This window comes from Bordetella bronchialis (assembly GCF_001676705.1).
GTDB lineage: Bacteria > Pseudomonadota > Gammaproteobacteria > Burkholderiales > Burkholderiaceae_B > Bordetella_C > Bordetella_C bronchialis.
Window position 1 is genome coordinate 5,589,771 of sequence record NZ_CP016170.1, and the last position, 12,950, is coordinate 5,602,720.

A 12,950-nucleotide genomic window follows, 5' to 3' on the forward strand; every position below is an offset into this window, starting at 1 on the left:
CCCACGGTGCCGCCGCGCCATGCCCGCGCGCCCAGTGCAGGCCTCAGGGCTTGAGCGCCGCCATGAACGCGGCCAGGTTCCATTCGAACATGCCCAGATAGGTCGAGGCCGGCAATCCCGGCTTGGCCAACGCGTCGGAATACAGGGTTCCGCCCAGCTTGGCGCCCGTCTCATGCGCGATGCGCTGCCCCAGGCGCGGGTTGCTGACGTTTTCCAGGAATACCGCGGGGACTTTTTCCTGCTTGACCTGGTCGATGATGCGGGCCACGTCGCCGGCCGACGGCTCGGCGTCGGTGGAAATACCCATCGTCGAAATAAAGGTCACGCCATAGGCCCGGCCGAAATAGCCGAAGGCATCGTGCGATGTCACCACGCGCCGCCGCTCGGGGGGCAGCGCGGCGAAGGACTGGCGCACACGCTGGTCCAGCGCCTGCATCCGGGCGACATAGGCCTCGGTGCGCTGGCGATAGGCATCGGCATGCGAGGGATCGGCCTTGGCGAGCGCCGCGCCGATATTGCGCGCGTACACCACGCCATTGGACAGGTCCTGCCAGGCGTGGGGATCCACGTGCGGGTCGTGATGGCCGTGGCCGGACTTGCCGCCCGGCGCGGCACTGCCCCCGCCCGGCGCGTGGTCGGCATCGCCGTCCGCGTGCCCGGCGATATCGTCTTCGTCGAAGTCGCGCGGCTGCACGCCTTCGGCGGCCACCACGGTGATGCCCTTGAAGTTGGATGCCTTCACCAGCCGGTTCATCCAGGTTTCGAAGTTCAGGCCATTGACCACCAGCACCTGCGCCGCGCCCAGGGCGCGGGCATCGGCCGGCGTCGGTTCATATTCGTGCGCATCGCCATCCGGTCCGACCAGGGCATCGACCTGCACATCGGCGCCGCCGATCTGCCTGACCATATCGCCCAGGATGGAAAAACTGGCGACCACGCGCAGCGGATGGGCCGGCCCCGCCCCCGGCGCGACGGCGCCCGACGCAGCGGCGCCCGACGCACCGGCGTCCGCTCCATCCGCCGCGCGAGCGACAGGCAGGCACAGGAACAGCGAAAGCAGCAGGCCCAGGAAAGCCGGCCAGCCGGACGAGCGGGAGCCGCGCGAGCCGGCTTGCCAGCCGCGTGGTGTTTGCGGGATCGCCATATCGGAACCTCCAGAATGCTTACCGCGCGGCGCCGCGCGCGCGACGCGATAGATCGAGCAGCCCGCCCTGCGGGCCGCATGCCACGGAAAACAGATAGACCACGCCCGCGCTCAGGATGATGGCCGGCGAAGCGGGCAGGCTGTAGTGATAGGAAACCAGCAATCCGGCCAGCGACGCCGCCGCGCCCAGGATGGCGGCCAGCGGGATCTGTCCGGCGGCGGTGCGCGTCCAGAACCGCGCCGAGGCGGCGGGCAGCATCATGATGCCCACGACCATCAGCGTGCCCAGCACCTGGAAACCGGATACCAGGTTGAACACCACCAGCATCAGGAAGGCCATGTGCACCAAAGAGCCGCGGCCGCCGCTGGCGCGCAGGAAGCCGGGATCCAGGCATTCCGCCACCAGCAGGCGGTAGAGCGCGGCCAGCGACAGCAGCGTGATCGTGGCGCAGGCCGTCACGAGCAGCAGCGCGTCGTCATCCAGGCCCAGCACCGTGCCGAACAGCACGTGCAGCAAATCCATATTGGACCCGCGCAGGGATACCAGCAGCACGCCCAGCCCCAGCGATATCAGGTAGAAGGCGGCGAAGCTGGCGTCCTCGCGCAACGGCGTCAGGCGCGACACCAGGCCGGCCAGCAAGGCCACCGCCAGCCCGGTGATGATGCCGCCCAGCAGCATCGCGGTCAGCGACAGCCCCGACAGCAGGAAGCCGGCGGCCACGCCAGGCAGGATGGCGTGCGACATCGCGTCGCCCATCAGGCTCATGCGCCGCAGGACCAGGAACACGCCCAGCGGCGCGGCGCCGAACGACAGCGCGCAGGCGCCCGCCAGGGCGCGCCGCATGAATCCGTAATCGAGAAAAGGCGACACCGCCCAATCCATCAAGCTCATGGACGGCAGCCTCCCATGGCGGCGCGCGCCGGCATCCGCGAGCCGCGTGTCATGCCAGCTCCCGGTCGCGCAGCTGGCGCGCGGCGCGCAGGTTGGCATCGCTCAGCACTTCCGCGGTGTCGCCCCAGGCCACGACGTGGCCCGACAGCAGCAAGGTCCGGGGGAAATGCGCGCGCACCAGGTCCAGGTCGTGCAGCACGGCGACCACCGTGCGCCCTTGCGCATGGCAGTCGGCAAGCAGGCGCATCAGGTCGTCCACGGTGTGCGTATCCACCGCGGCGAAGGGCTCGTCCAGGAGCAGCGCGTCGGCATCCTGCAGCAGCAGGCGCGCGAACAGCGCGCGCTGCAACTGGCCGCCGGACAAGGTGCCGACGATGCGATCGCCGGCGCCGGGCAGGCCCACGGCGGCGAGCGCCTGCTGCACGCGCTCGCGTTCCGCCGCGCCGAAGCGGCGCCACGCCCCTACCCGGCGCCAGGCACCCATCGCCACCAGCTCGTGCACCGTGATGGGAAAGCCCTTGTCGAGTTCCGCGGCCTGCGGCAGCCAGGCCAGGTCGCGCCGGCCGGCGCCGTCCAGCACCACGCGGCCCGCCATGGGCCTGAGCACGCCCATCACCCCCTTGATCAGGGTGGACTTGCCGGCGCCGTTCGGACCGACGATGGCCGTCATCGAGCCCGGCTCGAACACGCCGCTGACATCGCTGACCGCGCGGCGACCGCGCCAGCCGAACGAGACGTTTTCCAGCGAGATGCGCGCGGGAGCGGGTTGCCGGTCTACCACCATCCCATCGCCCATGCGGTCAGGCCCCAGAGCGCCGCGCACACCAGCGCGGCCGCCGCCATGCGTTGCGCGGCCGACGCCATCAGCCAGGATCCGCTGCCCGCAGCGCGCCGGCCGGCACGGGCGGGCCGGGCGGACGGGCGTATCGCGGCCGGCGGCGCGGACGCGCCACCCTGCTCGGACGAAGAGGCATGCATGGGATCGGAGGTCATGGAGAGCTGCGGTTTGTATTGTTATATCATAACAAAACTGGCAAACCGCTTATGCCGTGCGGCCGGCCGCCGCGGCTTGTCGGGTATCCTTCATTACCCGGCTGGATGCCCGCCGTCTTCCTTTCCCCGTCATGCCCACATCAACCCGCCAGCCTCGTCCCGATCGCGTCGGCGCCCAACTGGATGTCGCCGAAGCCCTCTGCGCCCAGCGCGGCCGCCGGCTGACGCCGATCCGGCGCAAGGTGCTGGAACTGCTGCTGCGGCACGGCCGCAGCCTGAAGGCCTACGACCTGCTGGAAGCGATGCGCGCGGTCCATCCCGGCGCCGCGCCGCCCACGGTGTACCGGGCCCTGGATTTCCTGATGGACGAAGGCCTGGTCCATCGGCTGGACGCGGTCAATGCCTGGATCGCCTGCCACGACGCGGGCGGCGCGCCGCACGACCTGCTGGTCGTGTGCACCGGGTGTGGCGCGGTGGCGGAAGTCAGCGACCCGGCCATGAGCCGCCAGCTGGCGGAACGCGTCGCCCGCACGGGTTTCGCGCTGAACTCGCACGAGACCGAAATCCGCGCCCTGTGTCCCGCCTGCCAGCAAAAGCGCGCCGCCGCCGGCACGGCGAGCGCGGACGGCGATCACGGCCACCCGCACGCGCATGGCCATCCCCATACCCATTGACCGCCGGGATACGCGTCGGCCATCCGGATACGCATAGGCCGTCGCTCATATGCATTAGGGATTAAGACACCCTGCATCGGGGATCAAGGCAAGCGCCCCGGGATCGCGCCCCGGCAGCGCATCCCGACCGCAGCCCGCGCCATCCTTCTTTCGATGGAGGCAGGCTTACGGAAAGTTTCCGATCCGGCTCTTGAATTCCCTGCATCTGCCCCCATTTGACGCCAATCTTCCCTTTAAACCAGGGTAGGCCCGGGGTTTGCCCGGCGTCGCCGACTGTGCTGTAATCCTGCGTCCGGGCGGGAATGCGGCCCTTGCGACGGCGGCCACCACACCCCTTGCCCACCGCGCTTCGCGCAACGCCCAGGCAACACGCCGGGGCTTTCCGCCGAGGCATCTATTCGGCAGTCATTATGAATACCTTGCGCAGTCTGGACGAAATGGTCCCCGTCACTATCCTCACCGGCTTTCTCGGTGCGGGCAAGACTACACTGCTCAAACGCATCCTCTCCGAATACCATGGCCGCCGCGTGGCGGTCATCGAGAACGAATTCGGGCCCGAGAGCATCGACAACGATCTCCTGGTGCAGGATAGCGAGGAAGAAATCGTCGAACTCAGCAACGGCTGCGTCTGCTGCACGGTGCGCGGCGACCTGATGCGCACCCTGGGCGAGCTCAAGGCCAAGCGCCAGGCGGGCGAGCTGAAGTTCGAACGCGTCATCCTGGAAACCACCGGCATGGCCAACCCCGGCCCGGTGTGCCAGACGTTTTTCATGGACGACGACATCGCCGAGTACTACCGGCTGGATGCCGTGGTCACGGTCGTCGACGCCAAGCATGGCATGGCCACGCTGGACGCCCAGGAAGAATCGCAGAAGCAGATCGGCTTCGCGGACCGCATCCTGATCTCCAAGCGCGACCTGGTGAACGAAGCCGACTACGAAGCGCTGCGCGCCCGCATCGTCCGCATCAATCCCCGGGCGCCCATCACGCCGGTCAATTTCGGCGAAGTCGACCTGAAGTCCATCATCGACATCAGCGGCTTCAACCTGAATTCCATTCTGGACATCGATCCGGAATTCCTGGCCGCCGAACATCCCGATGCCCGCCACGACCACGACCATGATCACGACCACGATCATGACCACGAAGGCGACTGCGGGCCGGAATGCGGCCATGGACATCACCACCATCATCATGCGCACCATAACGACGAGATCGGTGCCTTCGTGTTCCGGTCCAACAAGCCCTTCGATCCCGTCCGCCTGGAAGAATTCCTGGGCGGCGTGGTCCAGGTGTATGGCCCCGACCTGCTGCGCTATAAAGGCATCCTTTATATGAAAGGGGTCAACCGGCGCATGCTCTTCCAGGGCGTGCACATGATGATGGGAGCCGAGCCGGGCAAACCATGGACGGCCAGCGAAAAGCCGGCCACCAAAATGGTATTCATCGGCCGCAAACTGCCCCAGGAAATATTTACCCGGGGACTGGAGCAGTGCCTGGTGGGCGCGTCCTGATTTCAGGCCGCGATCCGGCAGGTCCGATTCATAGTGTGGAGTACTTTCATGGCTACCAAGGCAGCAACGAAAAAATCAAGCAAGTCGACGAACGAGACGCCGGTTGATCTGCCCAGCGAAGAAGAATTGCTGGCCATGCCCGAATCCGACTACATGAACGAGCGCCAGCTGGCGTTCTTCAAGGATCGGTTGAAGCAGCTGGAGCAGGACATCCTGAACAATGCGGGAGAGACGACGGAACACCTGCGCGAAACGCAGTTCGTCCCCGACCCCGCCGATCGCGCCACGATCGAAGAAGAGCACGCGCTCGAACTGCGCACGCGCGACCGCGAGCGCAAGCTGCTGAAGAAGGTACAGCAGTCCATCGCCCGCATCGACAGCGGCGAATACGGCTGGTGCGAGGAAACGGGCGAGCCCATCGGCATTCCGCGCCTGCTGGCGCGGCCCACGGCCACCCTGTCGCTGGAAGCGCAGGAACGCCGCGAAATGCGCCAGAAGCTCTACGGCGACTGAACGCTTCGAACGCCCCCATGCATATCGGGTCGGAACCGCAAGGGTCCGGCCCTTTTTCTTTCCGGCGCCGCGCCGCGCCTTGAATTCCGGCCGCGGCGCCCTCATGTAGCGTTGTTACAGGTCCCCGCCCTTGGGCGCGGGGCCTTCCGTGTCGGCGCGAAGGAAAGAAATCATGGATCAATATCACGGCACTACCATCGTCAGCGTGCGGCGCGGCAACCGCGTCGCGCTGGGGGGCGACGGTCAGGTCACCCTGGGCAACATCGTCATCAAGGGTACGGCGCGCAAGATCCGCCGCCTTTACCACGACCGGATCCTGGCAGGCTTTGCCGGCGCCACCGCCGATGCCTTCACGCTGCAGGAGCGCTTCGAGGCCAAGCTGGAAAAGCACCAGGGGCACCTGATGCGGGCCGCGGTGGAACTCACCCGCGACTGGCGCACCGACCGCGTGCTGCGCCGCCTGGAAGCCATGCTCATCGTCGCCGACCGCGAACACACGCTGGTACTTACCGGCAATGGCGACGTACTGGAGCCGGAACATGGCCTGGCCGCCATCGGCTCCGGCGGCGCGTATGCCCAATCCGCGGCGCGTGCCCTGCTCGACCACACCGACCTGTCCCCGGAGGACATCGTCAAGAAGTCGCTGGAGATCGCCGGCGAGCTGTGCATCTACACCAACCAGAACCACCTGATCGAAACGCTGGGCGAATAAGCCATCCGCGCCCAAGGATCCAAGCATGTCCGCATCCAACATGACCCCCGGGGAAATCGTCTCCGAGCTCGACAAATACATCGTCGGGCAGAACCGCGCCAAGCGCTCCGTCGCGGTCGCGCTGCGCAACCGCTGGCGCCGCCAGCAGGTGGCGGAGCCGCTGCGCAACGAGATTCACCCCAAGAACATCCTGATGATCGGCCCCACCGGCGTGGGCAAGACCGAGATCGCGCGCCGCCTGGCCAAGCTGGCCAATGCGCCCTTCATCAAGATCGAGGCGACCAAGTTCACCGAGGTCGGCTACGTGGGCCGCGACGTCGACACCATCATCCGCGACCTGACCGAATACTCGATCAAGCAGACGCGCGAACTCGAAATGCGCCGGGTGCGTTCGCAGGCCGAGGACGCCGCGGAAGACCGCATCCTGGATGCGCTGGTGCCGCCGCCGCGCACGGCCAGCGGCGACCCGGACCGCAACGAGGAAAGCAGCGCCCGCCAGACCTTCCGCAAGCGCCTGCGCGAAGGCAAGATCGATGACCTGGAAGTGGAAATCGAGGTCGCCCAGCCCGTGCCGCAGATGGACATCATGGGCCCGCCCGGCATGGAGGAAATGACCGAGCAGTTGCGCGGCATGTTCGCCGGCCTGGCCCGCGACAAGAAAAAATCGCGCAAGCTCAAGGTGAAGGAAGCCTTCAAGCTGCTGGTGGAAGAAGAAGCCGCCAAGCGCGTCAACGAAGACGACCTGCGCAGCGCGGCGATCGCCAATGTCGAACAGAACGGCATCGTCTTCCTGGACGAGATCGACAAGATCGCCGCGCGCCAGGAAACCGGCGGCGCGGAGGTCTCGCGCCAGGGCGTGCAGCGCGACCTGCTGCCGCTGGTGGAAGGCACCACGGTCAATACGCGCTACGGCATGGTGCGCACCGACCACATCCTGTTCATCGCATCGGGCGCCTTCCATCTGGCCAAGCCGTCCGACCTGATCCCGGAACTGCAGGGCCGCTTTCCCATCCGCGTGGAGCTCGACTCGCTGTCGGCGGCCGACTTCGTGCGCATTCTCTCGGACACCGACGCCTCGCTGACCAAGCAATACACCGCCTTGATGGCGACGGAAAACGTGCAGCTGGAGTTCACCGACGAAGGTATCCAGCGGCTGGCCGAACTGGCGTTCTCGGTGAATGAAAAAACCGAGAACATCGGCGCGCGGCGGCTGTACACCGTGATGGAAAAGCTGCTGGAAGACCTGTCCTTCGACGCCAGCGCCAGCTCCGGCGGCGTGGTGCGCATCGACGCCGCCTATGTGGACGACAAGCTGGCGGAAGCGGCAGGCAGCCAGGACCTGGCGCGGTACGTCCTGTAGCGGTCAGGCGGCCGCCCGGGCGGCGTTCCTTTGGTGCCGAAGGCGGCAACGCCTACCCCTGCCCAAGGTGGCCGCGCTTATCCCGCCCGAAGTGGCAGCGCCTGTCCTGCCCAAGGGCGGCAAGGCCGATCGTGCGCAGGGCAGGCCACCCCGCCCCTGGCTAGGGCATCAGGCTCTTGCCGATCGCCGTCACGACGTATTTGCCGTCCTGGCGCGTGGCGGTGAACCGCACCTTATCGCCGGGCTGGATGCCGCGCAGCAGCGACGGCGATATCCGATACACCAGCGTCGCGGCGGGCAAGCCCAGCTCCTTGATCTCGCCGTGGCGCAGCGCGACCGTGCCTTGCTCCACGTTGATACGGCGCACCTCTCCGGTGGCCGTCGCGCTGGCGTCCTTGGCGTGCACGGGCATCGCGGCGGCCAGGGCCATCAGGCAGGCCAGGCCGGCCCGTGCCGCTACGCGGCGCGCGCCGCAGGCCCAGGCCGCCACCCCGGCAAGCAAGCCACCCGCGTACCCGATCCACGCCAGTCCCTGCCCGCTTCCGCCCCGCGGCATCCGCCCGCATGACGCCAACGACATCGCGATACCTGTTCCCTTCGGCACTGCTGCTCCTTGCGGCCATTCCGGCCTGCAACTAGCATAGCGCCAGTCTTTCCAGGGAATCACCACCTTGTCCGCTACCATCCCCTATCTCATCCGGCCGGCGACGCCGAACGATGTGCCGGGCATCCTGGCGCTGATGCGCGAACTGGCCGAATACGAAAAACTCACGGATATCTTCGCCGCCACCGAGGACAGCCTGCGGGCCTCACTGTTCGGCCGCACGCCCGCGGCCGAATGCCTGGTGGCACAGCGCACCGACATCGAAGACGGACCCGCGCTGCTGGCCTACGCCGTCTGGTTCCACAACTACTCCACCTTCCTGTGCCGGCGCGGCCTGTACCTGGAAGACGTCTACGTCCGCGCGGACCGGCGCGGCCAGGGCATAGGGGGCGCGCTGCTGCGCAAGCTCGCCGCCATCGCGGTGGAACGCGGCTGCGGACGCTTCGAATGGACCGTGCTGGATTGGAACCAGCCCGCCATCGATTTCTATGAGAGCCTGGGCGCCGAGATCCTGCCCGAATGGCGCATCGTGCGCGTCACCGGCGCCGCCCTGGACAAGATGGGCCGCACGCCCTCGCCCGCGCGCGCGGAGGCCGGCCAGCATGGCTAAGCGCCTGACGGTGATCGCCACGCGCGCGGGCGACGACGGCACGACCGGCCTGGGCGACGGCAGCCGCGTCGCCAAGGACAGCGCGCGCATCGCGGCATTGGGCGATATCGACGAGCTGAACAGCGCGCTGGGCGTGGCGCTGGCCGAAGCGGAACTGGACGCGGAAGTCGCGGCGGACCTGCGCGACGTCCAGCATGCGTTGTTCGATATGGGCGCCGAACTGTGCATACCGGGCTACGCCAAGCTGGACGGCAATCACGTCAGCCAGCTGGATGGCCGGCTGGCGCACTACAACGGCACCCTGCCGGCCCTGAGCGAGTTCATCCTGCCGGGCGGATCGCGTCCCGCGGCCCTGCTGCACATGGCGCGCACCATATGCCGGCGCGCGGAGCGGGCGGTGGTCGCGCTGCAGCGCATGGAGCCCGTCAATCGCCCGGTCCTGCAGTACCTGAACCGCCTGTCCGACCTGCTCTTCGTTATGGCGCGCATCGCCAATCGCGGCTTGGGCGCCGGCGACGTCTACTGGCGCAATTCCGCCAAGGCGCCGGGCAAGTAGGCTTTGCTCATCGCGGGCGCGAAACTTGCGAATCCTGGGATGACGCCAAATGGCGCAACTTCCAAGGAGAATTCCATGACCGCACGCTTTATCACCCGTGGACTGCTGGCCGCCGGCGCCCTGGCCCTGAGCACCGGCGCATGGGCGCAGCCCGCGCCGAGCTCGCCTGCCCAACAGAAAAGCACCGAACAGCGCAGCACCCTGGCGGGTGCCGACAAGGACTTTCTGGAGAACGCCGCCCAGGGCGGACTTGCCGAGATCGAAGGCAGCAAGCTGGCCCAGACCAAGAGCAGCAATGCGGACGTGAAGCAGTTCGCCGACCAGATGATCAAGGACCACGGCAAGGCCAACGAAGAGCTCATGGCCCTGGCCAAGCAGAAGGGCTACACGCCGCCGGACAAGCCCTCGATGATGCAGCGCACCGAGATCAAGGCCTTGAGCGTCACCGACGGCACCACCTTCGACAAGATGTATGTCAGCCGTATCGGCGTTTCGGCGCATGAAGACACCGTGAAGCTGTTCCAGAAGGCCGCCTCCGAAGCCAAGGATGCGGACATCAAGGCCTGGGCCTCGAAGACGCTGCCGACCTTGCAGCACCACCTGGAAATGGCGCAGGCCCTGCAGCAGAAAGTAGGCGCCGAGGACAAGGCCAGGAACCAGGACAAGGCCAGCAAGTAAGGTCCGTCGCGCATGCGGCGGCACGCGGCATCCTCGCCACGCCCGGATATCGCGCGTGGCCGGGGCGGGCTCCCCTAGCCCAGCGGTGAAGGGTGGACGCGCCGCGACACCGACCATGCCGCCAGGCAAAGCAGCCAAGCCAGCCCCGCAGGCACCAGTGCCGCGAGATCGGGCCAGCGATGCTGCAGGACGGCGCCTGCCACCGCGCCCGCCAGCAGGCCGCAGAACGTGGCCAGATGCGGCAGCGGCCGCTGGGGCTGGCGGGTCGCGGCATAGCGGCCCAGGGCCTGCCCCAGCCGCGCCAGCGCGCCGGTCACGTAGGTCAGTCCCATGGGCTGGCCTTCGCTTTTCTCGAAGGCGGCGTTGAGTACCCCCATCGCGGCCACCGCCACCAGGCGCGCGGCATGGCGCCATCCTTCCGTGTCGCCCTGGCCATGGCCGGCCAGGAACAGGGCCGATCCCGATGCGGTCAGCAGCAGCGCCACCACGCCCAGCACGGCCACCCGCGGGCGCGGCGCGCGTTCGGCGATGCCCTGGCCCGCCGCGCTGCCCAGCACGAACAAGACCAGCACCAGCGCCAGGCGGCCGGCCGCGGCGGCGTCGAAAGACGCCAGCGCCACGCCCAGATTCGTGGTGTTGCCGCTCATGAAGGAAACGAAATTGCCCGCGGCGATCAAGCCGATGGCGTCGGTCATGCCGGCCATGCAGGACAGGACGGCGATGAAGAAGATGTGCGGCGATTCCGCCGCGGCCCGCGTGGTGTCCCGGCGCCGCGATGCGCCGGCGTCGCGGCGACCGGGATCATGGGCGGCCATGGTCGCGTCGCCGCTTGCCGCGGATCGACCCCGCAGGGCGCCGCGGCCGCGGGCTCAGTTCACCCCCGCCGCGTGCGCCTGCTGGTCGGCATGGTACGACGAACGCACCATGGCGCCGACCGCGGCGTGCGTGAAGCCCATCTCATAGGCTTCGCGCTCGAACATCGCGAAGGTATCGGGATGGACGTAGCGCAGCACCGGCAGGTGGTGTTCGGACGGTTGCAGATACTGGCCGATGGTGAGCATGTCCACGTCATGCGCGCGCATGTCGCGCATCACCTGCAGGATTTCCTCGTCGGTCTCGCCCAGGCCCAGCATCAAGCCGGATTTGGTCGGCACGTCCGGGTGCAGGCGCTTGAACTCCTGCAGCAGCTTCAGCGAATGCGCGTAGTCGGAGCCGGGGCGCGCCTGCTTGTACAGGCGCGGCACCGTTTCCAGGTTGTGGTTCATGACATCGGGCGGACCGGCGTTCAGGATATCCAGCGCGCGATCCAGGCGGCCGCGAAAATCCGGCACGAGGACTTCGATGCGCGTGGCGGGCGAAAGCTCGCGCACCTGGCGGATGCATTCCACGAAATGGCCCGCGCCGCCATCGCGCAGGTCGTCGCGGTCCACCGAGGTGATGACCACGTACGACAGCTTGAGCGCGGCGATGGTGCGCGCCAGATTGCGCGGTTCGTCCGGATCCAGCGGGTCGGGGCGTCCATGCCCCACGTCACAGAAGGGGCAGCGGCGCGTGCACTTGTCGCCCATGATCATGAAGGTGGCGGTGCCCTTGCCGAAGCACTCGCCGATATTGGGACACGACGCTTCCTCGCACACCGTGTGCAGGTTGTGCTCGCGCAGGATGCGCTTGATGTCGTAGAACCGCGAACCGGGCGCGGCCGCGCGCACGCGTATCCATTCCGGCTTTTTCAGCCGCTCGGCCTGCACCACCTTGATGGGAATGCGCGCCGTCTTGGCTTGCGATTTCTGCTTGGCGGTGGGGTCGTAGGGCGTGGCGGACGCCGCCGGAGAGGCGGGCAGCGGCTGCGGGTGGGACACGTCGGCCCCGGCGGGCGCGGCGTGGGAACGATCAGCGGGCGTGGACATGAGTCGGCTACGCGCGGCGCCCCGGGCGCCGCCTTTGGGAAAAACCCTAGTTTACTCCCCGACCGGCGCGGATCCCGCACAAGACCCTGGTGCCGGCCGAGCCTGGCCGCAAGGGCGGCGGGCGGCGGGCGGCGCGCCTAAGCGGCCGGCCGGCCCAGCATGGCGATGCGCCGCGCCAGCCGGCCGCCGGCGTCCTCCAGGCTGGCGGCGACGCCGCAGCGGGCCATGTCCACCGTCGCGAGATTTTCGTAGCCGCAGGGGTTGATGCCGAGGAAAGGCGCCAGGTCCATGTCGACGTTCAAGGCCACGCCGTGATAGGCGCAGCCGGAGCGGATCTTGATGCCCAGCGCGGCGATCTTGGCCAGTTCGCCGCCGGCGCCCGGCATGGGCACGTACACGCCCGGCGCGCCGGGCTTGCGGCATCCGCGGATGCCATAGTCGCCCAATGTGTCGATGACGGCGTCCTCCAGGAACGCCACGTATTCCTTCACGTACAGGCCGGCGCGGCGCAGGTCGACCAGCGCGTAGGCCACCACCTGCCCCGGGCCGTGATAGGTGACCTGGCCGCCGCGGTCGCAGCGTACGACGGGGATGCCGCCGGGATTCAGCACGTGTTCAGGTTTGCCCGCCTGTCCCAGCGTATAGACGGCCGAGTGTTCGCAAAGCCAGATTTCGTCGGCGGTGGCCGGCGTGCGCGCGGCCGTAAAGCCCTGCATCGCCTGCCATACCGCCTGATAGTCGGCCGGACGGTCCAACCACTTGATCATGCGCGGGGGCCTTGTTCCACGGCGAA

Annotated in this window: 16 protein-coding genes; 8 read left to right on the plus strand and 8 right to left on the minus strand. The window is 67.9% G+C overall.

Annotation, left to right across the window (positions count from 1 at the left end; all coding sequences use genetic code 11):
* Positions 1 to 43: 43 nt before the first annotated feature.
* From BAU06_RS24540 to BAU06_RS24555, 4 genes are read right to left on the minus strand one after another with little or no spacing between them, the layout of a single operon-like run.
* Entirely contained in the window at positions 44 to 1,144 is a 1,101-nt protein-coding gene (locus BAU06_RS24540; protein WP_082988457.1) for a metal ABC transporter substrate-binding protein, read from the minus strand.
* Between the two features lie 19 nt (positions 1,145 to 1,163).
* A complete protein-coding gene (locus BAU06_RS24545; RefSeq protein WP_066356840.1) occupies positions 1,164 to 2,036 on the minus strand; it encodes a metal ABC transporter permease in 873 nt (290 codons plus the stop codon).
* Positions 2,037 to 2,085: 49 nt separating this feature from the next.
* Entirely contained in the window at positions 2,086 to 2,832 is a 747-nt protein-coding gene (locus BAU06_RS24550) for a metal ABC transporter ATP-binding protein (RefSeq protein ID WP_066356842.1), read from the minus strand.
* Entirely contained in the window at positions 2,811 to 3,029 is a 219-nt protein-coding gene (locus BAU06_RS24555; RefSeq protein ID WP_066356851.1) for a hypothetical protein, read from the minus strand. The genes BAU06_RS24550 and BAU06_RS24555 overlap by 22 nt, the downstream gene beginning before the upstream one ends.
* Before the next feature lie 131 nt (positions 3,030 to 3,160).
* Between BAU06_RS24555 and BAU06_RS24560 the strand changes: the two genes are divergently transcribed.
* From BAU06_RS24560 to hslU, 5 genes are all read left to right on the plus strand, one after another.
* A complete protein-coding gene (locus BAU06_RS24560) occupies positions 3,161 to 3,703 on the plus strand; it encodes a Fur family transcriptional regulator (RefSeq protein ID WP_066356853.1) in 543 nt (180 codons plus the stop codon).
* Positions 3,704 to 4,113: 410 nt separating this feature from the next.
* Entirely contained in the window at positions 4,114 to 5,217 is a 1,104-nt protein-coding gene (locus BAU06_RS24565) for a CobW family GTP-binding protein (RefSeq protein WP_066356855.1), read from the plus strand.
* A gap of 48 nt (positions 5,218 to 5,265) precedes the next feature.
* The gene (dksA, locus tag BAU06_RS24570; RefSeq protein ID WP_066356861.1) at positions 5,266 to 5,730 is read left to right on the plus strand and encodes an RNA polymerase-binding protein DksA; all 465 of its coding nucleotides are present in this window, start codon (positions 5,266 to 5,268) and stop codon (positions 5,728 to 5,730) included.
* Between the two features lie 172 nt (positions 5,731 to 5,902).
* Entirely contained in the window at positions 5,903 to 6,442 is a 540-nt protein-coding gene (gene hslV / locus BAU06_RS24575) for an ATP-dependent protease subunit HslV (protein ID WP_066356866.1), read from the plus strand.
* 25 nt (positions 6,443 to 6,467) lie between these two features.
* Positions 6,468 to 7,802 carry an ATP-dependent protease ATPase subunit HslU gene (hslU, locus tag BAU06_RS24580; RefSeq protein WP_066356872.1) on the plus strand — a complete coding sequence of 445 codons (1,335 nt, stop codon included), beginning with the start codon at positions 6,468 to 6,470 and terminating at the stop codon, positions 7,800 to 7,802.
* A 160-nt stretch (positions 7,803 to 7,962) separates the two neighbouring features.
* Here the strand turns inward: hslU and BAU06_RS27345 are convergent, their stop codons facing one another.
* Complete coding sequence (locus BAU06_RS27345; RefSeq protein WP_415834841.1) at positions 7,963 to 8,406, minus strand: copper-binding protein; 444 nt, start codon at positions 8,404 to 8,406, stop codon at positions 7,963 to 7,965.
* Between the two features lie 136 nt (positions 8,407 to 8,542).
* Here BAU06_RS27345 and BAU06_RS24590 point away from each other — a divergent pair, with 136 nt between their 5' ends.
* The 3 genes from BAU06_RS24590 to BAU06_RS24600 all read left to right on the plus strand — a co-directional run bounded on the left by BAU06_RS24590 (position 8,543) and on the right by BAU06_RS24600 (position 10,250).
* Complete coding sequence (locus tag BAU06_RS24590) at positions 8,543 to 9,016, plus strand: GNAT family N-acetyltransferase (RefSeq protein ID WP_156770439.1); 474 nt, start codon at positions 8,543 to 8,545, stop codon at positions 9,014 to 9,016.
* Complete coding sequence (locus tag BAU06_RS24595) at positions 9,009 to 9,572, plus strand: cob(I)yrinic acid a,c-diamide adenosyltransferase (RefSeq protein WP_066356876.1); 564 nt, start codon at positions 9,009 to 9,011, stop codon at positions 9,570 to 9,572. The genes BAU06_RS24590 and BAU06_RS24595 overlap by 8 nt, the downstream gene beginning before the upstream one ends.
* Positions 9,573 to 9,647: 75 nt before the next feature.
* Entirely contained in the window at positions 9,648 to 10,250 is a 603-nt protein-coding gene (locus BAU06_RS24600; RefSeq protein ID WP_066356882.1) for a DUF4142 domain-containing protein, read from the plus strand.
* A gap of 74 nt (positions 10,251 to 10,324) precedes the next feature.
* On the opposite strand, the gene BAU06_RS24605 is transcribed toward BAU06_RS24600, so the two are convergent.
* From BAU06_RS24605 to lipB, 3 genes are all read right to left on the minus strand, one after another.
* Positions 10,325 to 11,065, minus strand: a complete 741-nt coding sequence (locus BAU06_RS24605) for a YoaK family protein (RefSeq protein ID WP_082993811.1) — start codon at positions 11,063 to 11,065, stop codon at positions 10,325 to 10,327.
* 54 nt (positions 11,066 to 11,119) lie between these two features.
* Positions 11,120 to 12,157: a lipoyl synthase gene (lipA, locus tag BAU06_RS24610; RefSeq protein ID WP_066356887.1), complete on the minus strand. Its 1,038-nt coding sequence runs from the start codon at positions 12,155 to 12,157 to the stop codon at positions 11,120 to 11,122.
* 137 nt (positions 12,158 to 12,294) lie between these two features.
* Complete coding sequence (gene lipB, locus BAU06_RS24615; RefSeq protein ID WP_066356888.1) at positions 12,295 to 12,924, minus strand: lipoyl(octanoyl) transferase LipB; 630 nt, start codon at positions 12,922 to 12,924, stop codon at positions 12,295 to 12,297.
* Positions 12,925 to 12,950: the final 26 nt, after the last annotated feature.

What these genes read in the sequence shown, in the direction of transcription:
- BAU06_RS24540 (WP_082988457.1), bottom strand. Translation starts at nt 1,144, where the DNA reads ATGGCGATCCCGCAAACACCACGCGGCTGGCAAGCCGGCTCGCGCGGC.
- BAU06_RS24545 (WP_066356840.1), bottom strand. Translation starts at nt 2,036, where the DNA reads ATGAGCTTGATGGATTGGGCGGTGTCGCCTTTTCTCGATTACGGATTC.
- BAU06_RS24550 (WP_066356842.1), bottom strand. Translation starts at nt 2,832, where the DNA reads ATGGGCGATGGGATGGTGGTAGACCGGCAACCCGCTCCCGCGCGCATC.
- BAU06_RS24555 (WP_066356851.1), bottom strand. Translation starts at nt 3,029, where the DNA reads ATGACCTCCGATCCCATGCATGCCTCTTCGTCCGAGCAGGGTGGCGCG.
- BAU06_RS24560 (WP_066356853.1), top strand. Translation starts at nt 3,161, where the DNA reads ATGCCCACATCAACCCGCCAGCCTCGTCCCGATCGCGTCGGCGCCCAA.
- BAU06_RS24565 (WP_066356855.1), top strand. Translation starts at nt 4,114, where the DNA reads ATGAATACCTTGCGCAGTCTGGACGAAATGGTCCCCGTCACTATCCTC.
- dksA (WP_066356861.1), top strand. Translation starts at nt 5,266, where the DNA reads ATGGCTACCAAGGCAGCAACGAAAAAATCAAGCAAGTCGACGAACGAG.
- hslV (WP_066356866.1), top strand. Translation starts at nt 5,903, where the DNA reads ATGGATCAATATCACGGCACTACCATCGTCAGCGTGCGGCGCGGCAAC.
- hslU (WP_066356872.1), top strand. Translation starts at nt 6,468, where the DNA reads ATGTCCGCATCCAACATGACCCCCGGGGAAATCGTCTCCGAGCTCGAC.
- BAU06_RS24590 (WP_156770439.1), top strand. Translation starts at nt 8,543, where the DNA reads ATGCGCGAACTGGCCGAATACGAAAAACTCACGGATATCTTCGCCGCC.
- BAU06_RS24595 (WP_066356876.1), top strand. Translation starts at nt 9,009, where the DNA reads ATGGCTAAGCGCCTGACGGTGATCGCCACGCGCGCGGGCGACGACGGC.
- BAU06_RS24600 (WP_066356882.1), top strand. Translation starts at nt 9,648, where the DNA reads ATGACCGCACGCTTTATCACCCGTGGACTGCTGGCCGCCGGCGCCCTG.
- BAU06_RS24605 (WP_082993811.1), bottom strand. Translation starts at nt 11,065, where the DNA reads ATGGCCGCCCATGATCCCGGTCGCCGCGACGCCGGCGCATCGCGGCGC.
- lipA (WP_066356887.1), bottom strand. Translation starts at nt 12,157, where the DNA reads ATGTCCACGCCCGCTGATCGTTCCCACGCCGCGCCCGCCGGGGCCGAC.
- lipB (WP_066356888.1), bottom strand. Translation starts at nt 12,924, where the DNA reads ATGATCAAGTGGTTGGACCGTCCGGCCGACTATCAGGCGGTATGGCAG.